11 protein-coding genes are annotated in these 20,088 nt (G+C 61.9%); 4 read left to right on the top strand and 7 right to left on the bottom strand.

The window, feature by feature from the left end:
* Positions 1–8: 8 nt before the first annotated feature.
* Positions 9–305, top strand: coding sequence for a hypothetical protein (locus G9U53_RS12710; RefSeq protein WP_020905903.1), 297 nt, complete (start codon positions 9–11; stop codon positions 303–305).
* A complete protein-coding gene (locus G9U53_RS12705; protein ID WP_165638744.1) occupies positions 305–1,816 on the top strand; it encodes an alpha/beta hydrolase in 1,512 nt (503 codons plus the stop codon). Before G9U53_RS12710 ends, G9U53_RS12705 begins: the two co-directional genes overlap by 1 nt.
* Before the next feature lie 54 nt (positions 1,817–1,870).
* On the opposite strand, the gene G9U53_RS12700 is transcribed toward G9U53_RS12705, so the two are convergent.
* A complete protein-coding gene (locus G9U53_RS12700; RefSeq protein WP_003943959.1) occupies positions 1,871–2,305 on the bottom strand; it encodes an SRPBCC family protein in 435 nt (144 codons plus the stop codon).
* Between the two features lie 338 nt (positions 2,306–2,643).
* On the opposite strand from G9U53_RS12700, the gene G9U53_RS12690 reads away from it, so the two are divergent.
* The gene (locus tag G9U53_RS12690) at positions 2,644–4,047 is read left to right on the top strand and encodes an FAD-binding oxidoreductase (protein WP_165638743.1); all 1,404 of its coding nucleotides are present in this window, start codon (positions 2,644–2,646) and stop codon (positions 4,045–4,047) included.
* Positions 4,044–5,345: a class I SAM-dependent methyltransferase gene (locus G9U53_RS12685; RefSeq protein ID WP_003943932.1), complete on the top strand. Its 1,302-nt coding sequence runs from the start codon at positions 4,044–4,046 to the stop codon at positions 5,343–5,345. The genes G9U53_RS12690 and G9U53_RS12685 overlap by 4 nt, the downstream gene beginning before the upstream one ends.
* Positions 5,346–5,381: 36 nt before the next feature.
* Here G9U53_RS12685 and G9U53_RS12680 read toward each other — a convergent pair whose 3' ends face one another.
* The 6 genes from G9U53_RS12680 to G9U53_RS12655 form a co-directional block, all read right to left on the bottom strand.
* Positions 5,382–6,419, bottom strand: a complete 1,038-nt coding sequence (locus G9U53_RS12680; protein WP_165638742.1) for a type IV toxin-antitoxin system AbiEi family antitoxin domain-containing protein — start codon at positions 6,417–6,419, stop codon at positions 5,382–5,384.
* Between the two features lie 140 nt (positions 6,420–6,559).
* Complete coding sequence (locus tag G9U53_RS12675) at positions 6,560–8,701, bottom strand: 3-hydroxyacyl-CoA dehydrogenase NAD-binding domain-containing protein (RefSeq protein ID WP_030535720.1); 2,142 nt, start codon at positions 8,699–8,701, stop codon at positions 6,560–6,562.
* 45 nt (positions 8,702–8,746) lie between these two features.
* A complete protein-coding gene (locus G9U53_RS12670) occupies positions 8,747–9,961 on the bottom strand; it encodes an acetyl-CoA C-acetyltransferase (protein ID WP_007731553.1) in 1,215 nt (404 codons plus the stop codon).
* Between the two features lie 222 nt (positions 9,962–10,183).
* The gene (locus G9U53_RS12665) at positions 10,184–12,025 is read right to left on the bottom strand and encodes a multicopper oxidase domain-containing protein (RefSeq protein WP_165638741.1); all 1,842 of its coding nucleotides are present in this window, start codon (positions 12,023–12,025) and stop codon (positions 10,184–10,186) included.
* Between the two features lie 88 nt (positions 12,026–12,113).
* On the bottom strand, positions 12,114–13,670 hold the full coding sequence (locus G9U53_RS12660; RefSeq protein WP_064687942.1) for a hypothetical protein: 1,557 nt from the start codon (positions 13,668–13,670) through the stop codon (positions 12,114–12,116).
* The gene (locus G9U53_RS12655; RefSeq protein ID WP_165638740.1) at positions 13,667–19,777 is read right to left on the bottom strand and encodes a type I polyketide synthase; all 6,111 of its coding nucleotides are present in this window, start codon (positions 19,775–19,777) and stop codon (positions 13,667–13,669) included. The genes G9U53_RS12660 and G9U53_RS12655 overlap by 4 nt, the downstream gene beginning before the upstream one ends.
* Between the last annotated feature and the right edge of the window lie 311 nt (positions 19,778–20,088).

Here is a 20,088-nt window from a genome sequence, read left to right as displayed (position 1 = left end):
GTTCTGCCATGGGGCCGATACTTCAGGTAGATTTCGCTGCTCTGCAGCAACTTTCGGCTGATCTGTCTCGAATCGCGGATCAGATCTCGGGGATCGATTCCGCCGGCCCGATTTTCGAAGCCGCGGCGGCCCTGAACTCGTCCGCTGTCGCGGCTGTGTCGACTGGGAATGCCGGCGTCATCGCCGACGCGTACCGGTACCTGGCTACGCAATTGGGACTCATGGCGTCGGGAACCGCTGCCGCAGCACGTCTGTACGACGCTGCCGAGGGCGAAGTGGTGTCCGAACTGCGCGGAGCCTACTGATGCAGCCCACCGTCTCTCAGCTTCGAACATGGTCACCGGAGAAATTGCGCACAAGCGCTTCGGAATTGATCGACATCGACCGGCAGATCGAAGTCCTCGGCAATGACGCCGGACGCAGCATCGACGCCGTCCGCGAATTCTGGCAGGGACAAGCGTCGAGCGCGGCGGCAGTGCAGTGGTCTGGTATCTCGCTTTCCTCGTCGCGGCTGTCGATTGCAGTTCGCGTAGTTGCGGATCTGTATGGCGGAGCGGCCAATACGATCGGTGCGGCGCGAAAATCAGTTCTGGACCTGGTCGAGGAGGCGACTCTCGAACACGGCTTGACGGTGTCAGACAGTGGAGCGGTATCGGCACCTGAGACGAAGCAGCCATGGAATCTGGCCGACGCCATGCAAGATTCCGAAAACGCCACGGCTGCACAGGTTTTTCAGCAGAAGATCTCCACTGCATTGACGGCACTCGACGACGAAGACAACCGGGCCGCGACTGCTCTGCGTGCGGCATTCCGAGAGATCGGATCACTCCTTGGCAATCAGCCTGATCGCCTCGACCGCACTGTCGTCGACATCCTCGACGGGAGGTCGACACTCCCCGGGACACCCACGGAGCTACACCGACTCTGGGAATTGCTCACGCCCAACGAGAAAGACGCGTTGGCGAGGTGGGATCCGTCCATCGGTAGCCGCGACGGCCTTCCCGCTCTCGACCGGGACTACTACAACCGGCGGTACCTCTCTGCGCTCGAGCAGTTGCCGGATCGAACGGTAGCTGCCGGATACACGGCCGTGCGCGGCGAACTTCGACCGGACACGTTCCTTCTCTCGGTCACGGATGGGCATGCCGTCGTGGCAGTCGGTAATCCCGATGCCGCCGGCAACGTCGCAACACTGGTTCCCGGAACCGGCTCCGGGCTGTCGGGCGTCGGCGGAGACCTGCAACGAACCAAGGCCATGTACGACGCGTCCGTCAGGGCAGCACCGACGGAAGCCACATCAGTGATCCTGTGGTCCGGATACGACGCTCCCCCAGGCATTCCCGACGCAGCATCGGATCGGTACGCCACCTCCGCAGCGCCGAGGCTCGACAGCTTCCAGGACGGGTTACGAACCTCGCATGACGGTCCGCCTTCGCACAACGTGGTGATCGGTCATTCCTACGGCAGCACCGTCATCGGTGCTGCGACTACCCGTGGCGCTTCCCTCGACGTCGACGAACTGGTTTTTGTCGCAAGCCCCGGCGTCGATGCCGAGCGCGTGAACGAACTGAGCCTGGACGGCGTCGACTCGGCCGAGATGGCTCGCCATGTTCATTCGACGACGGCCTTCTGGGATCCGGTCCAATTGATCCCCACGATCCTCGGAGTCCACGGGTTCGACCCGTCGGATCCGGAATTCGGCGCGCAGGTATTCACCGGATCTCCCGGGGAGCCTGGGTTCGGAGTTCACAGCGATTACTGGGAAAGCGGAAACCCCGCACTCACCGAATTCGGACGGATCATTACCGGCCCATGAAAGAAGGCGCCGTACCGGTGAAGGTACGACGCCATCTCGGTGATGCAGGATCGGTTAGACGAGTTCGCGCTTGAGGTTGTCCAGGACCTGGGCCTGGATGCGCTGCAGACCCTTCGGAGCGAACGTGCGCTCGAAGAAGCCGCCGATACCGGTGGCACCCTGCCACTGGGTGAGCGTCGTCACCGTCGTTCCGGTGCCGTTGGGGGCAACGGTCCAGGTGGTGACGAGGCTGGAGTTCGCGTCCTTCTCGGTGATGACGTTGCCGTCGACCGTCACTGTCGCCTTGACGTTGCGCGAGCGCTTTTCCGTCGCCTTGAGCGTCCACTGCGCGACGGTTCCGTCACCCTGGCCACCTTCGACGACCTTGTAGTCGAGGTACTGCTCGGACAGGATTCGCGGGCGAACCGTCTCGTAGTCCGAGAGCGCCGCGAGCACCTTGTCGGGTGCTGCTGTGACGACTGTCGAACTCATTGCATTGACCTGACCCATATGCCCTACGTCTCCTTGCTCGACCAACGCGGCTCGATACCGCGAATGACTACCCGAATCCGCACCTCGAAGTGCGCAGATATTCCTTTCCATACTGCCTGCTGCGCCCGGGTATCTCGACCATCTACCCATTCCGTGTGAGCTGGTTCACCACTCGGAGCATTTACCGAGTTCGATTGCAACAACTCGATCAAATTCGGGCATTAATACCCCTCCGGATAGCTTGCACACGCAACTACCGATAGCGTCAGGGTGTGACTCTCTCGTTCAATGGGGTAGTTCAGAAGTTAGATCGAATCCGGACAAAGCAAGGCCCGGGTTCCGATGCTGCGCGTGAAATGGGGTTCGAGCAGCACAGAGAAGGCGTCGAACGCCTACTCGCGTCATACCGCGCCATTCCCGCCGATGCTTCTGTACGCCTGGCAAAGAAGACATCCAATCTGTTCCGCGCTCGCGCCAAGACGTCGGCCCCCGGCCTCGACGTCAGCGGTCTGGCAGGTGTCATCGCCGTCGATGCGCAGGCGCGCACAGCCGACGTCGCCGGCATGTGCACGTACGAGGACCTCGTCGACGCGACGCTGCCCTACGGGCTGGCGCCCCTGGTCGTGCCTCAACTCAAGACCATCACCCTGGGCGGTGCGGTGACCGGCCTGGGCATCGAGTCCACCTCGTTCCGCAACGGCCTGCCGCACGAGTCGGTACTCGAAATCGACGTACTGACCGGAAGCGGCGAGATCATCACCGCAACACCGGACGGCGAACACGCCGAACTGTTCTTCGGTTTCCCCAATTCCTACGGCACCCTTGGCTATTCGACGCGATTGAAGATCGCACTCGAACCCGTCAAGAAGTACGTCGCCTTGCGCCACGTGCGCTTCGATTCGTTGAAGAAGCTCGAAGAAACGATGGATCGCATCGTCACCGAACGCGAGTACGACGGGATCGCCGTCGACTATCTCGACGGGGTGGTCTTCACCGATTTCGAGAGCTACCTCACACTCGGCGTGCAAACCGACGAGGAAGGCCCGGTCAGCGATTACACCGACCAGGACATCTTCTACCGGTCGATCCAGCATTCGTCACTCACCCAGCCCAAGACGGATCGCTTGACCATTCGCGACTACCTGTGGCGCTGGGACACCGACTGGTTCTGGTGCTCACGAGCTTTCGGTGCACAGAACCCGAAGATCCGGCGCTTCTGGCCCAAGCAGTACCTGCGCAGCAGCTTCTACTGGAAGCTGATCGCCCTCGACCACAAGTACGACATCGGAGATCGCCTCGAAAAGCGCAAGGGCAAGCCCCCGCGCGAACGCGTCGTCCAGGACGTCGAGGTACCCATCGAACGAACCGCGGACTTCGTCTCGTGGTTCCTCGAGGAAATCCCGATCGAACCACTGTGGTTGTGCCCGTTGCGTCTTCGCGAGCCAAGCCCTGCCGCCGCTTCTGCATCACGGCCGTGGCCCCTCTACCCCCTCGAACCCAAGCGCACCTACGTCAACATCGGCTTCTGGTCTTCGGTGCCGATCGTTCCCGGTGAGCGCGAGGGGGCAGCAAATCGACTGATCGAAGAAAAGGTCAGCGATTTCGACGGACACAAATCGCTCTACTCCGACTCCTACTACTCGAAGGAAGACTTCGAGGAGCTGTACTACGGCGGCGACCGGTACATCGGACTCAAGGAACGCTACGACCCGAAATCCCGTTTATTGGATCTATTCTCTAAGGCGGTGCAACGTAAATGACCACGTTCAAAGACTCCAAAAGCCAGGACAAGCTCTCTATTGCCGAGATTCTCGAGACGCTTTCCGACGGCATGCTGCCGCTTCGATTCACCGCGTACGACGGCAGCACCGCCGGCCCCGAAGATGCCGACTACGGACTGCACCTCAAGTCGACTCGCGGAACCACTTATCTCGCAACAGCTCCCGGCGACCTCGGCATGGCCCGCGCGTACGTCTCCGGCGATCTCGAAGCCGAGGGTGTCCACCCCGGTGATCCGTACGAGATCCTGCGCATCATGGGTGACGAACTCCACCTCAAGCGCCCGTCCGCACTGACGCTCGCCAGCATCACGCGCTCCCTGGGCTGGGATCTGTTGCGGCCCATCGCCCCGCCGCCCCAGGAACATCTCCCTCGCTGGCGTCGCGTCGCAGAAGGACTGCGTCACTCCAAGACTCGTGACGCCGAAGTCATCCATCACCACTACGACGTCTCCAACACCTTCTACGAGTACGTCCTCGGCCCGTCCATGACGTACACCTGTGCCGCTTACGACAATGCGGAACAGACGCTCGAAGAAGCCCAGGAGAACAAGTACCGCCTGGTGTTCGAGAAGCTCGGACTCCAGAAGGGTGATCGACTTCTCGACATCGGCTGCGGCTGGGGCTCGATGGTCCGCTACGCGGCCAGGCGCGGCGTCAAGGTGATCGGCGTGACTCTCTCTCGCGAGCAAGCGGATTGGGCACAGAAGGCCATCGAGGACGAGGGCCTCGCCGATCTCGCCCAGGTCCGTTTCTCCGACTACCGCGACGTGGCCGAGACCGGATTCGACGCAGTGTCCTCCATCGGCCTGACCGAGCACATCGGCGTCGGAAACTACCCGGCGTACTTCGAGTTCCTCAAGGGCAAGCTGCGTGAGGGTGGGCGTCTGCTCAACCACTGCATCACCCGTCCGGACAACCGAAGCAGCGCCAAGGCAGGCGGATTCATCGACCGGTACGTCTTCCCCGACGGGGAGCTCACCGGTTCGGGTCGCATCATCTCCGAGATCCAGAACGTCGGCCTCGAGGTGCGTCACGAAGAGAACCTTCGCGAGCACTACGCACTGACGCTCGCCGGATGGTGCCAGAATCTCGTCGACAACTGGGACGCCTGCGTCGCCGAGGTCGGCGAAGGAACCGCCCGCGTCTGGGGCCTGTACATGGCCGGCTCACGACTCGGGTTCGAGCGCAATGTCGTTCAGCTGCACCAGGTTCTGGCCGTGAAGCTCGGCCCCAAGGGTGAGGCGCATGTGCCGCTTCGCCCGTGGTGGAAGGCCTAGGGGCAAAGCCCCTGTGCGCCTTTTTGGTAGTCGGCACTACCAAAAAGGCGCACAGGGGCCGCAGGCACCCGACTGCGTCCTCACCCAACCTCCCCGCCGCAAGACCGTCTCCACCTCGTGCGCAACCTGGCACGGGGTCTTCATCACCTCGTCGAATCCGTAGACCAACCGCGGACGACCTGCCAGCTCTGCCGCATTGTCACGACGGCGATCACGGAATGCCACCTCGGCCATGGAATGCGCCCACCGACCGTCGAGACGCACGATCAGCGGCACACCGAATTCGCTGTAGTCGCAATCCTCGTACAACGTGCGACCGTCGACGCGAACCGGTGACTGGCGTCTGGCCGACGGCAACCCGTGCGCCTGCTCCACGTCGACCGCATAGTGGTATTCGAGCGTTGACTGCACCCCGTCTGCCAGGAGTCGTACCGCATCGGAAAGCGCGCCCTTGAATCGATGTGGTGTTCGTTCGTCAATCCGACGACGTACATGGTTCAACGGAATTCGCGCATTTGTCACTGTAGTGATGAGTGAAACGTAGGCGCTTCGCGCTGTGGATTCGGCGGTCGCAAGATCAATCGCGGTATCCGCACGCGACGTTCGAGGTATGACTGACGGCACGCCGATGTATCGGTGGGCTCGGGATCGGTGGACGACTACCCCGGGGTGAACCACGCCACCCACTCTGACAAGTGCACCCGACGTTCGCGCTGGAACTCGGCGGATTGTCGCGGGCTGACAGCGAGCGGACTTGCCGTATGGCACGGTGACATGGACTGGCTTGTCTGCGTCGATGCGACGCATTCCCCATTCCTCAGCTGCAGTGTCGTGGCTCAGAATCGCTTGCGGGCCACCATAAAGCCAAGCGGCGTTCAAGATCATTTCTCTGGTGAGCGGGCCAGCGGTCACTGCATACACGCCTTGTAGAACGCGCTGCCATTCGCCGCGGTCCAGAAAGTTCCGCAGCATCCCTCGGTTGTATCCGAATGACGAGAGTTGCTGTTGCCGTACCAGACCGGATTGCGCATCGAGAATCCGGAGAAACTCGCTTCCACCATGAGACGTAGTCATGGCACCAAGCGTCAGGCCGAACTCCGACAGGACTGACGTGAAATTCGCTGTCGGAGTTCGTCTGTGGATAACTCACAAGCTGGGGATAAACCCCTGTGCGCCTTTTTGGTAGCCGTAACTACCAAAAAGGCGCACGGGGGCTATGCCCCTAGCGAAGCCGGCGGGGTGAACCGCGGGCCGTACTGCGCAGCGAGTTCCTTTGCACGAGCGACGAAGCCGGCCGTGCCGCCCTCGTAACCGACGATGAACTGGTGAACGCCACCGGTCCAGGCCGGGAATCCGATGCCCATGATGGAGCCGATGTTGGCGTCCGCCGTGGTGATCAGGACGTTCTCGTCGAAGCACTTCTGCGTCTCGATCGCCTCGATGAACAGCATGCGGTCGATGAGGTCCTGGATCGGAGCATCGGAGGTTCCGGAGTTGAAGTTCTCGCGGAGTCCGGACCACAGGCCGGTGCGCTTGCCCTCGGCGTAATCGTAGAAGCCGGCTCCACCGAGCTTGCCCTTACGATCGAACTTCTCGACGAGGGTGTTGATGACCTCGCCGGCCGGATCTGCCGGCAGTTCCTTGCCTTCGGCCTTGGCGGCGTCGGCAGATTCCTTGCGGATCTTCTGCATGAGGGTGAGGTTGAGCTCATCCGAAAGCTGAAGCGGCGCAGCCGGGTAACCGGCCTGCATACCGGCCTGCTCGATGGTGGCAGGCTCGACGCCCTCGGCGAGCATGCCGATGGCCTCGTTGATGAAGGTGCCGATGACACGCGAGGTGAAGAAGCCACGCGAGTCGTTGACCACGATCGGCGTCTTGCGGATCGCCTGGACGTAGTCGAACACGCGAGCCAGAGTCTCGTCGGAGGTCTTCTCACCGCGGATGATCTCCACCAGCGGCATCTTGTCGACGGGCGAGAAGAAGTGGATGCCGATGAAGTCTTCCTGACGCTTCACGCCGGTGGCGAGACCCGTGATGGGCAGCGTCGAGGTGTTCGAGCCCAGCAGTGCCTTGGGATCGACGATGTCCTCGATCTCCTGGAACACCTTGTGCTTGAGTTCCTGGCTCTCGAAAACTGCTTCGATGACGAAGTCGACGCCGGCGAAATCTGCCGGGTCAGCCGTCGGGGTGATCTTGGCGAGGAGTGCGTCGGACTTCTCCTGCGTGGTCTTGCCGCGCGAGAGCGCCTTGGCCTCAATGCCTTCGGAGTACGCCTTGCCCTTGTTCGCAGCCTCGATGGTGACGTCCTTGAGCACGACGTCGAAGCCTGCCTTGGCGGAGACGTACGCGATGCCCGCGCCCATCATGCCCGCGCCGAGGACACCGACCTTCTTGATGGTGGACTTCTCGATGCCTGCCGGACGTGAACCGCCGCCGTTGATCGACTGCAGGTCGAAGAAGAACGCCTGGATCATGTTCTTCGCGACGCGGCCGGTCACCAGCGAGGTGAAGTAGCGAGCCTCGATGAGCAGCGCGTTGTCGATGTCGACCTGCGAACCCTCGACGGCTGCGGCCATGATGGCGCGCGGAGCCGGCATCGGAGCGCCCTTGAGCTGCTTACGCAGGTTCGCGGGGAACGCCGGAAGGTTGGCAGCGAATGCCGGAGTGGACGGAGTTCCGCCAGGGATCTTGTAGCCCTTGACATCCCACGGCTGAACGCCGCCTTCGGGGTTGGCCTTGATCCATGCCTTCGCAGCCGGAACCAGCTCCTCTACCGAGCCGACGACCTCGTCGATGAGGCCGACTTCCTTGGCCTGAACGGGTCCACGCTGCTGCCCCTGGAGCAGGACGCCCATGAGCGCGTTCTGCAGGCCGAGCATCCGCACGGTACGCACGACGCCGCCGCCGCCGGGCAGCAGGCCGAGGGTGACCTCGGGCAGGCCGATCTTGACTCCCTTGACGTCTGCCGCGATGCGGTGGTGGGTCGCGAGAGCGATCTCGAGGCCGCCGCCGAGTGCCGCGCCGTTGATGGCGGCGACGACCGGCTTGCCGAGAGTTTCGAGGCGACGCAGGTCTGCCTTGATCTCGACGCTGTGGTTGTAGATCTCCTCGGCCTGCTCGGGGCCGACCTTGATCATGTTCTTGAGGTCGCCACCGGCGAAGAAGGTCTTCTTGCCGGAAGTGATGACGGCACCGGTGATGGAGTCCTTCTCGGCGACCAGACGGTCGACGGTGGCCTTCATCGACGCGATGTACGCGTCGTTCATGGTGTTTGCGCCCTGGTTGGGATCGTTGATGGTGAGCACGACGATGCCGTCGGCGTCCTGGTCCCAGTTGATGATGTTCTGATCAGTCACTTTGCTTGACTCCTGGTAAGCCTCGTTGGAAGGACGGACGCCGCGTCAGACGCGCTCGATGATGGTGGCAACGCCCATACCGCCGCCGATGCACAGGGTGATGAGGGCGCGCTTGCCGCCACGACGCTCGAGCTCGTCGACCATCGTTCCGGTGATCATCGCGCCGGTTGCACCGAGTGGGTGACCCATGGCGATCGCGCCACCGTTGACGTTGAGCTTCTCGTCCGGGATGTTCAGGTCCTTCTGGAACTTCAGGACGACGGAAGCGAATGCCTCGTTGATCTCGAAGAGGTCGATGTCGTCGACCGTCAGGCCGGCAGCTGCCAGAACCTTCTTCGACGCCGGCGTCGGGCCGGTGAGCATGATGGTGGAGTCGGCGCCGCTGGTGGCGGTGGCGACGACGCGAGCGCGCGGCGTCAGACCCATGTCCTTGCCGGCCTGCTCGCTACCGACGAGCACGAGGGCAGCGCCGTCGACGATCCCCGAGCTGTTGCCGCCGTGGTGAACGTGGTTGATCTTCTCGACCCAGTGGTACTTCTGCAGCGACACGGCGTCGAATCCGCCGATTTCACCGATCACACCGAACGCGGGAGCCAAGCCGGCGAGGTTCTCTGCCGTGGTGCCCGGACGCATGTGCTCGTCGTTGTCGAGGATGGTGATGCCGTTGATGTCCTTGACCGGCACTACCGACTTGGCGAAGTATCCGCCGGTCCACGCCTTGGCGGCGAGGTCCTGCGAGCGCACGGCGTATGCGTCGACGTCGTCACGCGAGAAGCCCTCGATGGTGGCGATGAGGTCTGCGCCGACGCCCTGCGGCACGAAGTAGTTGTCGTAGTTGGTGGCGGGGTCGAGTGCCCACGGTCCACCGTCGGATCCCATCGGAACGCGGGACATCGACTCGACGCCACCGGCGATCACCAGTTCGTCCCAGCCGGACCGAACCTTCTGAGCAGCCATGTTCACGGCCTCGAGGCCGGAAGCGCAAAAACGGTTGAGCTGAACGCCGCCGACGGTGTCGGGCAGTCCCGCATCGTTGACTGCAACGCGGGCGATGTCCATTCCCTGATCGCCAACGGGGGTGACGACGCCCAGGATGAGGTCGGAGATCCGGTCCTCGTCGAGGTCGGGAAAGCGCACGCGCAGTTCCTGGATCAGACCCGTGACCAGCGAGATCGGCTTGACCGAGTGCAACGACCCGGTCTTCTTGCCGCGGCCTCGCGGGGTACGGATGGCTTCATAAATGAATGCCTCTGTGGTCACTGTGAGGTGTTCCTTCCGTGTAATTCGTCGAACCGGTCTGCAGATCGTCCGCGCCACCTTCGGTGGTGGCGCATGGCCGAGGTACAGACCTCAGCCCTTTCACTGTAGAACGTGTTCCAAATTCATGGGAAGGACCGAAGCGATCCTGCTAGGTGACCGAGGTGATCAGGTGCGCGAACGCCTGCCCGCTTCGGTTCATTTCGGGTGCGCCCCCGGAAGCACTCACGGCACGATGCGATACGGCAACATCATGTCGTGATCTTCGTGATCGAGTAGATGGCAATGCCACACATATCCCTGGAGTCGACCAGAATCAGCCATATCGTGGCGCCCGCCGCCCGTCATCCCGCCGCCCGTCATCCCACCGCCCGTCATCCCACTGCCCGTCATCCCACCGCTCGGAAGACGATCGAACATCGCGTCGGGATCGAAACCCAGCTCATCCGCGGTGGGGAATCGCACGATGATCCGGGTGACGGTGCCGCCGTCCACCCTGACGGTGTCCTTCATTCCCGCTTCCCACGGCGCCGGCGCGATCATCGGCCCCGCCTCGAACCCTTCGGGCGACGGAGTCCACTTGTTGCCGATCACCGGCTGCGGATGTCGGATCAAGTACTCCAGCGTCCGCATCGGTGTTCTGCCGAGAATCCGGAAATTCACCAGGTGCAGGTGTATCGGATGCGGGTCCGGCGTGGTGTTGACGATGTTCCACTGCTCGACGGTGCCTTGCCGCGGCCTCTCGACGTCCGTGGTGCTGAACGTCAGGTTGTTCAGCGTCATCTGAGCCGGTGGATTCCGCAGTTCCAGTTGCTGGCTCACCGTCACCGTGCGAATTACCGTCGGCTGCTCCAACGGGGCGAGAACGTCACGTTGCCGGCGCCCACCGCGCAGTTGCGACGGAACACCACCGGTGAATCCGCGCCTGGCGTCACCGCGGAACCGGCAGAACAGCGGCATAGTCACTTCACCGATGACAGCGGCGGGTAGCGGGGGCGCCTCGTCGTTGCGAAGCTCCACCGTCGATCCCTCCGACAGTCCGGTGAAATCGACGAGGAGGTCGTACCGCTCCCCCGGTGCGCAGCGGAAGGCATTGACCGCGACGGGTGCGTCGAGCATTCCGGCGTCGTTGCCGATGACCCAGAACGTCATCATGTTCGAGAAGTGAAGATTCCACACACTTGCCGACGACGCATTGACGATGCGGAGGCGGTAAAGGCCCCGAGCCACGGACAGTTCCGGCCACACCTTGCCGTTGATCAAGCCGACGTCGCCCACCGCGCCGCCTTCCCACGATCCTTCCGGGATCAAGATGGTGGATCGGCCGTTCTGGGCGCCTGTCGGCGTGAAGATCTTCTCCTGCAGGATCAACGGGATCTCGAATTCCTCGGCCGGCAACCCCAACGGATTTCCCAGTTCGCCGGTGTCGAATTCATCCCTGATCAGATAGTTGCCGATCAGACCGGCGTAGACGTTGAGCCGGGTGATGCCCATCGCATGATCGTGATACCAGAGGTGGGCGGCTTCCTGACCGTGCAAAAAGTGATGCATCGCAGCCTGTCCCGGCATCACCAGCAGCTCCGGATGGCCGTCGCTCTCAGGTGAAGTGACTCCCCCGTGCAAGTGCAACGACGTCGGCGGGTGCGCACGAAAGTCGGCCTGCATTCCGTGCAGCGTCATATCCATGTCCGCTGCCAACGGATGTCCGGTCAGATCGTTCTCGAACGTCAACATGATCGGCTCGCCGGAATGCGCCTCGACGGTAGGGCCCAGATAACCGCCACCGATCTCTCCGCTGCGGTACGACAGTGCTGGGGACGGGGGAAAATCCCGATGAAAGGCATGTTGCCCCACTTGCGCTGTCAGTGTGATCTCGTTTCCGGAAAGCGTTGACAACGAATGTAGTTCGTCACAGAACGGCTCGAACTCCGGCGAATGAAAAATCAACGGAGACTCGATATCCACACTCCCCGCCGGAGCAGCACCTGCCTTTGCACCCAAAGCAACAGCCGCTGTGCCGACTACCGACCCTTTCAGAACCGATCTTCTGGAAACCCCGATACCCATACATTCCCCTCCCCATCGAAACGGGTTGCGTTCTCCCACAAGGAAAACGCAACCCGTCTCTCCACTTCGATCTCGGAAAATCCCCCGTCTACTTTCCGTCGATCGCCTCCAGCACCGAATCGATCAGCGACTGTGGAAGTTTCGACGGCGGAGAGATTTCCAGTTCTCCCGGAGCGCCCGGCATCGTCCAGACAGTTCTGTGCCGAGCGATCGCGAGCTTCTCCCGTGATCCGTCCTCGTTGACCTTGAAGTACTCGAACTCGAGGTCGATCCCCCTCTCGTAGAGGGCAGACAAGGACATCGTGACCAGGACGTCGTCGAACGGCATGACCTCGCGCAGATGCTCAACCCTGGTGTGCACACAACGAAGTTCCCCGAGAGCGCCTCTGGCCGCCATGGCCTCACGCTGAGAACGGACCAGGAACTTGTCCCGAACCCTCGACTGCCAGATGTAATAGTTGCCGAAGTAGATGTTGCCCACGACGTTTCCGTCCTGCAACGTCGTCGAGAACACCTCGGATTCGAGCAGGTACGGATTGCGCGGCACCATCGGAGCCGAGCGGATCACGGAACCACGATCGACGTTCTTCGGTTCGGTGGGAACAGCGATGTTCTTCGTCCCCGTCGGAATCGTCATCGGCTCGATGAAATCGTGGAAGTACTGCGGCATCGGCCGTGCCGCCACCACACCGTGGGAGAGGATTTCCACCCACGTCGTCTGCATCGCACTCCACCCGATGTGAGTGCGCGTCTCGCCGTCGACCCGGCACCATTCGACATGCAGATTGGTGGTTGCCCGATCCGGACCGGTGAGCTCGGTGATCCAGATCGTCCCCTCGACAATGTCGTCGGTGTACAGGTTCGCATCGATGAACACCTCGGAGTTGTTGGTCACCATGCCCCAACGACCCGTCGCCATGTCCTCCACGATCTGCTTCGAGATCGGTCCGGTTCCCCTCTCTCGCAAAGCGCCCAACCACAGCGCGAAGCTCGCGAACCCCACTGATCCACCGACGTTGCACGCGTCCCGGAACCCGACGGGGAACCGGATCGACACCGCCGGATAGCCGCTCCGGGCCACCACATGCACGTCGGAGCCGTAGGCCATCGGATCGAACTGCGCGAGAGACTTCGCCGACAACGGTCCGGAGTCGAACTGCGGTGCCGGGTCCTGCGCCGGTTCCTCCGCATCCTCCTCATGAGTCACAAACGCGAGAATCCGCTCCTCGTTGTCCGTCAACAGAGCTGGAAAAGTCAGAACCACCACGCTTCCCTCTGCGCCGCCGCGGAAGGTCACTGCGTCGTCCTCCCTGGCGCCCATCGCCAGAGAAACCGACATCTGCCCCGTGGCCTTTCGGATCGCCTCGGCCGCCGCCCACAGCCTGGTTCCCGCACGATCGAGTGATTCGCCGCCTGCGATCAACTCGTCCAGCAGCGGAATCCGCGCCGAACCCAGAAGCGCCTTCCACTGCACGGCGGTTCGGGAGCGAATCGGTTCGATGTCACACCCCTGAGGCCAGTCGCCGGCCGAACCGAGTGACTTGCTGCCGTCGTGCGAGAGCGAGACATCCACAGAGGGCGGAATATCACCGACGACGACGGGCTTTCCGGTTTCCTGCCATTCGATGGCAAAGGCATTACTCATTTGATCACCACATCCTCATCGAGATGAATGTTCACGGCCGCCTCGGCGATCGGTTTCTCCTGCTCGTGGCGTTCCGACTTGGTCAACTCGTGAATCCCCGGGGTATGCGCGACCACAACCCGCGGGCTCTTCACTCCCAACGCCCGGCTGTGTTGCGCGAGCTTGTCGAGAATGATCTGTGCGTCGCGCGCAGTCGGATCCGCGATTTCCTCAGCCGTAGGACGGCCTTCGTCGTGGGAGAGAATCTGGGAGCGATATCCCTCGAGCTGCATCACCACTCGTCCGTCCTTCACCACCGCCACGTCGGCTTGCATGTGGGTCTCTGTCTGCACCTTGTCGTAGGCGTACGCGGTGAACGAACGAGCCTCGAATCGTCCGTCGTACATGTCGATTCGCGCAATGTTGACCGGAAGGCAGATCTCCCGCGGAACCATGATCTGACCCGATTGGAGCAGGGAATCGAGGAAGTAGGGATCACCGAGGAGGTGCTGCTTACGGTCGGCTCGCGAAATAGCGCTGAAGAGAATGTGCTCGGAATCGAGGCTCGAGATCTCTTCGAGTCGGCGGAAATCGCCCTCCTGGAACAGCAACCACGAGTAGAGATCGTCCAACGGATCGATGTCGAGCACCGGTCGCGGCAACTCCTTCTCGAACTCCGGCAGTGTTTCGTCCAGCCCGAAGATGAAGTCGGCCGAGAAATGGGGCCGTCCGTACCCGGTCCGTTCGGTGCCGATCGTGACATGCACCCGCGTTCCTGCAGCATCACGATCCTGCTCCACGACGCTTGCCTTGATCTCGACTCTGGTGCCCTCGACCGTGTCGACGACGATCGGTCGATCCAGCTTGATGTCGTCGATGCGGACGCGGCCCAGAGTCACGCGTCCGGTGACATAAGCCGCCGCCTGCGACATCGCCTCGAGTCCGAACACCGTCGGAAGCAGCGCCGATCCTTTCCAGACATGGTCTAGGACAAAAGGATCTGCTGAGGTGGACAACGTCGTCCGGGTAACCAGTTCTACCTGCGGCTCGATGGTCACCACTTGGTCGATGTACCGCGACACCGCCGGCAGAGCCGGTGCTGCCGGCGCCCAGGTGTCCAGACCGCCGAGTCGACTGGTCACGACGATACGACTCGCCTCGGGTCCGCTGTCGACCAGACGAAGGAAATGATCCACTCCCGCAGCCGTGGAAATCGGCATGACACCCATCTTCGCGAGGTGGTTGACACTGCCCATGCGGGCGCCCATGCCGGTCTCCCCCCACACGCTGTACGCGAGCGAGAACGTCCGAGTCTTCGGGTGCCCGGCGGCATACCGCATCACCATTTCGTCGAGAAGCTCGTTTCCGTATGCATACCAGCTGTTTCCGGGCATACCTGTGAATCCGATGATGGAGGAGAAGCCCACGAACAGCTTCAAGTCGCGATCAGCGAGCGCTTCGACGAAGTTGGCTGCGCCCAGGACCTTAGGTGCAACCTCCTTGAAAGCCGCAGCGCTGTCGACTCTCTCGAACCGCCGCGGAACATTCGCCCCCGCACCGTGGACAAACCCGGTGATCGGCCCAACCTCGACCTCGATCTGGGCGACGACGCCGGCCACCGCCGCAGCATCCGTGACGTTGCAGCGATAGTAGTGAGCGCTCAATCCGGCAGACGTGAAGTCCGCAAGAGTGGAAGCGATTTCGTCACCCGCTTGTCGCTGAGAGCTTCCGATCAGCACTAGTTCGGCGCCTGTCTTTCGACCGAGAGCCAGAGCGCATTGCGCCATGATGCCTTTCGCGCCACCGGTCACGACCACTACATCCGAACTCCCCAACCCGCTCTCGCGGACGGTGTAGTCGCTCGAGGCAAGAACCCGCGGTTGCAGTGCCGTGCGTCCCATCTCGGTGTCGTAAGTCGCGAACACATAGGATGCAACCGAATCCAACTCGGAGACGACGGTGGTTGCCACCACCGCGTCCGCAGTCGAGCCGTCGAATCCTATGACGCGGACATCCAGTTCGGGGCGCTCGTGATGCACCGAAGCGGCAAAAGCCGCCGCACTCGATACCGGCGCCGGATTGCCCAACTCGACATCGGTGAACTGAATCACTGCCAATGTGGTTCGTGCGCCTCCACTTTGCTGCGCCGGAACCATCTTGTACATGTGTTCGATCCCACGGCGCAAACCGATTTCGGTGACGGAATCATCGGTCACACGCGGCATTACGGCAACCACGTGCTGTGCATTCGCAGGAGCGCCGTCGGAGAATGTGCGAATGTCGACCTGAGCACCACGCCCTCGCAGTTCGGATTCCAACCTTCCGACCAAACCGGCGTCGTCACCGATGACGACAAACGTCGTGTCCGTGAGGTCTCGGACTCCGTGCAACGCTGTCTCGCTCCGAACCTTTTCCAGAGTGTAATCGCGAACCCAGGTGAAGCTGTCGGCTGATATACCCTTTGCCTTCATCGGCAGCGCCCGCGCAACCGGCTGCTGCTGCCCCGACTTCTCTTTCGCGGATCGATCGAGCACTTCGATCAGTTCACCCAGGCTGACGTTGACGAGTTCGGCCGGATCCAGATCACCCTGAACACCCAATCGCGTTGCCACAGTTGCTATCGCATCGGCAGCCTTGATCGAGTCCATGTTCAGGTCGTCGAGCAGGTGGAGATCCACATCGAGAGACTCCACCGGAAATCCGGTGTCCTCCGCGATTACCTCGAGCAGTATTCGCGACACGTCCGACTGCACCGAACTCGCTGCTGGAACGGCAGAACCGGGATTCGGTGATGCCGCAAGGATCAGCGATGCTGCTTCTCCGATGGTGGCGTTGGCCAACTCGGCAGGGTCGAGGTCGACAACCTCGAACTGATGCGCAACCTTCGAAATAGCCTCTGCCGCACTGATCGAGTCGAGATTCAGATCATCGAGCAGACGCAGATCCGTCGTGATCGACTCGGCGGGGAATCCCGTCGTATCGGCGAGGATCCTGATCAGCTCACTTTCCACGGACCCAGCGCCCGCGTCAGCCGGCTCTTCGACTACCGGAGCCGAAACCGGCGAAGGAGCTTTCGCTGCCACGGATTCGTGGCCGTTGGTGACTGCCCGCGAAGTCGGAGCAGATGGAGAAGACGGAGAAGTCGCTCCACTGCCTACATCAGCACGAATCACGTCGACGAGGAAGGTCCCGCGTCGGCTCAGGTAATCGGCCAGCGCCGCAGCCGGATCCCCGCCGGACGTACCAAGTGCGAGCGGTTCGGGAGCAGAGGTTACCGTCAGCTTCGCCTCGGCCAGGTTCTCGATGAACACCTTCTGATCGGCAGGAACGAATTCGCGCACGAACCGGCCGTCGAAAAGTTCGTTCCATCGGACCTGAGCGCCGTGTACGTACATCGCGGCCAGTGCGACATTGAAGTCCTCGTCGCGTCCGGACTTGGACGCAACGGGGAAGCAGCGCACGCCGTCGGTCCCATTGATCGCCTTGGTGAGCCCGGTCAGCACACGGCCGGGACCGACCTCGACGAGCAGGTCCACGTCCTGCGAGATTCCACTTACCGTCTTGACCCAGTCGACCGGTGAGACAACCTGTTTGGTGACCAATTCGCGAAGTGCCAGTGGCGTCTGTACGCGTTTCCCTTCGACGCAGGAATACACGGGGCAAGTCAGCGAATCGACTTGCTCGTCAACGGGCGCAGTGGACATCAGCTCCCGCTCGGCCTCGTTCATCATCTCGGAGTGGAAAGCATTCGACACGGCAAGCGCCTGAGCCGACACTCCGCGCGTCTTCGCGATGGCAACCACATCGTCGACCGCGTCTTTGGTGCCCGAAACCACGGTCTGTGTAGGCGTATTCAGATTCGCGACGGTCGCGTAACCCTTTGTTTCCGCGATGATCGCCTCAGCCGTCGATCGGTCGCAGGTCAGGCTCGCCATCGCGCCGTTTCCACCACCACTGACAGCCATGGCCGCACCCTTCGCCGCAGCCAAGGTGATCAGCGTCTTCTGGTCGTAAGCTCCTGCCGCGTAGAGCGCGGTCAACTCGCCGAGACTGTGGCCGGCGACAGCACTGGGTGTGACACCCAATCGGCGGAGGTACTCGAACCAGAGCAGCGAAGCCAAAGCGACGGCAGGCTGGGTGAACTGCGTCTGGGCGAGATCCCGCTTCCACTTCGCCAATTCCGCAGCGTCAGCGCTCTTGACCGGGTTCCGCAGAATTCGAGGCGTGATCGCCTCCGCTCCAACTCCCTCCAACCAGCCGTCCGCCTCGGTCGCCAGTTCGCGTGCCCACTCGAAGCGCTCGATCAGCACGCGCGCCATCTCTAGTTGTTGGGATCCCTGTCCCGGGAACAGGAATCCGATGTCGTGGTGGACGGCGTTCGAGATCGAGATCTCGTTGCTCACGACCTTCACCTGACCGGATGCAGGAGCGGAGTTCTCGCAGATCACGGCAAGCTGACGCATGCGTTCGGCCAACTGCGCGGGACGTCCGGCCACCACTGCGGCACGGAAGGGCGCGGTCGGCGAGATCACTCGAGAGAGTTTCGCCGAAAAGTCCAGCAGCTCGGCAACACTCAACGGAACCGCCAGATCTGCAACATCCCGCGCTCGGGTCGCCAAGTCCACCGCGGAATCTGCAGAAAGTACGAAAACCTCGGTGTCCTGATACGACGCCATCATCGTGCGGACGTCTTGCGAGGGTGTCAGCTTGCTGGATGGTGCATCAGCCGATTCGATCGCGACGTGGCAGTTGATACCGCCGAAACCCATGGCTTGCGCACCGGCACGCATCTTCTCGGACGGATCTCTGATCTCACCGTTGACGAGCGGAAAGAGTGCCGGCGCTTCGGTTCCGAACGCCGGGTTCGGGTCGGTGCAACCGGCGAGCGGCGGAAGGATTCGTTGATTGACGGCCATGGTCGCCTTGATCAGCGCAAGGATGCCCGACGCCGCCTTCGTGTGCCCGATCAACGACTTCAGTGACGTCATGCCGATGCTACGAGCCTCGACGGGCCCGTCCGTCTGAGCGGCCTGCTGGACGCCGGCCAGTTCGACGGGGTCTCCGACGGGAGTACCAGTTCCGTGTCCTTCGACGAAGGCAACCTCGCTGGCCGCGAATCCCGCTCGCGAGTATGCGCGACGGATCATCTCGGCCTGAGTTTCGGCGCGGGGCTTGGTGATTCCACCCTTGCCATCGGTGGAGATGCCCCAGCCGCGAATCGTCGCGTACACGTAGTCGCCGTCCGCCCTGGCGTCCTCGAGTCGTTTCAAGGCCACGAATCCGCAACCTTCACCCGGGATGAATCCGCTTCGGCTTGCGTCGTACACGTTCATGTCGCCACGGGTCAGTGCACCCAAACGGGCGAATCCCACCAGTTCCAAAGGATCCAAGCTGACGTCGACTCCCCCTGCCAAGACGAAGTCGGCCGCGCCGGACGCCAGCTTTTCGGCTGCAGTCGCCACCGCGAGCATTCCGGACGCGCACGCACCGTCCACGACGTACCCGCCGCCGTTGAAGTCGAGATAATTGCAGATCCGGCCGGCAATCGTATTCGACAACATGCCGGCGAGAGTGTCTTCACTCGGCTCCACCAATGGGCCCTTGTAGACCTCTTCCATCGTCTCGGCGAGAGCATCGGCGACGGAACTGTCCAACTGGCGCGCTTCGGCTGCCACAGCGAGTGCGCGCTTGACGTAAGGCCAACGCAAACGCATCGACCACATCCGGGATTCTTCACCGGTGAGGGAGTTGCCGACGATTGCGGCGCTGCGTCCAGTGGGTACCGATCCTCGGCTGTAGCCCGCGTCCGTCAAAGCCCCGAGTGCTGTTTCCAGAGCCAACCAGTGTGTGAGATCTGTCGACTTGAAGGTCCGCTCCGGTATCCGGCGACCGACCCAGTCGAATTCGAAACCATCCATGAACGCGCCGCGATCGGCGTATGTCTTGTCGACGTCGTCAGGGCTCGCGCTCCAGTAGTCGTCGAGGGACATCCGTGACTCCGGAAACTTTCGGAATTGCATCCGACGCGCGAGGACGTTCTCCCAAAATCCTTGCAGATCATGTGCACCGGGGGACCACATGCTCATCCCGACTATCGCAATCGCAGGATTAGTTGAATCTTCAGTCATCTTACACTTCCTATTTTCGCGCGCATCCACGGGAGACTCAATCGACCGAAGACTAACCACGCCCTCATCGGTGTGTAAAACGCAGATTCACCTCAAGGCATAAACAAATAACAAAGGTTGTTCGGCGCAATGAACGTGTTTCAGCAATTTGACAGCAATCGAGAGTTAGCTGTAACTCGGAGTTACCTATTTGCTTCGTAACCGGTCATGCTCCTGCTTGAACATCCGTACCGGATCCCGGTTTCACGGCCGCCATTTTCTCGCGATCGGCAAATATTCAGTTGAATATGCACCGAAATGCCGCAATGCCG

The organism is Rhodococcus sp. D-46, assembly GCF_011290655.1.
GTDB classification, from domain to species: Bacteria; Actinomycetota; Actinomycetes; order Mycobacteriales; family Mycobacteriaceae; genus Rhodococcus_F; species Rhodococcus_F qingshengii.
The sequence above is the reverse complement of the archived record's forward strand: the minus strand, read 5'-3'. Positions and strand labels throughout refer to the sequence as shown.

Bases quoted from the DNA above. Each gene is read 5' to 3' on its own strand.
- G9U53_RS12710 (WP_020905903.1), top strand. From the start codon at position 9: ATGGGGCCGATACTTCAGGTAGATTTCGCTGCTCTGCAGCAACTTTCG.
- G9U53_RS12705 (WP_165638744.1), top strand. From the start codon at position 305: ATGCAGCCCACCGTCTCTCAGCTTCGAACATGGTCACCGGAGAAATTG.
- G9U53_RS12700 (WP_003943959.1), bottom strand. From the start codon at position 2,305: ATGGGTCAGGTCAATGCAATGAGTTCGACAGTCGTCACAGCAGCACCC.
- G9U53_RS12690 (WP_165638743.1), top strand. From the start codon at position 2,644: ATGGGGTTCGAGCAGCACAGAGAAGGCGTCGAACGCCTACTCGCGTCA.
- G9U53_RS12685 (WP_003943932.1), top strand. From the start codon at position 4,044: ATGACCACGTTCAAAGACTCCAAAAGCCAGGACAAGCTCTCTATTGCC.
- G9U53_RS12680 (WP_165638742.1), bottom strand. From the start codon at position 6,419: ATGACTACGTCTCATGGTGGAAGCGAGTTTCTCCGGATTCTCGATGCG.
- G9U53_RS12665 (WP_165638741.1), bottom strand. From the start codon at position 12,025: ATGGGTATCGGGGTTTCCAGAAGATCGGTTCTGAAAGGGTCGGTAGTC.
- G9U53_RS12660 (WP_064687942.1), bottom strand. From the start codon at position 13,670: ATGAGTAATGCCTTTGCCATCGAATGGCAGGAAACCGGAAAGCCCGTC.
- G9U53_RS12655 (WP_165638740.1), bottom strand. From the start codon at position 19,777: ATGACTGAAGATTCAACTAATCCTGCGATTGCGATAGTCGGGATGAGC.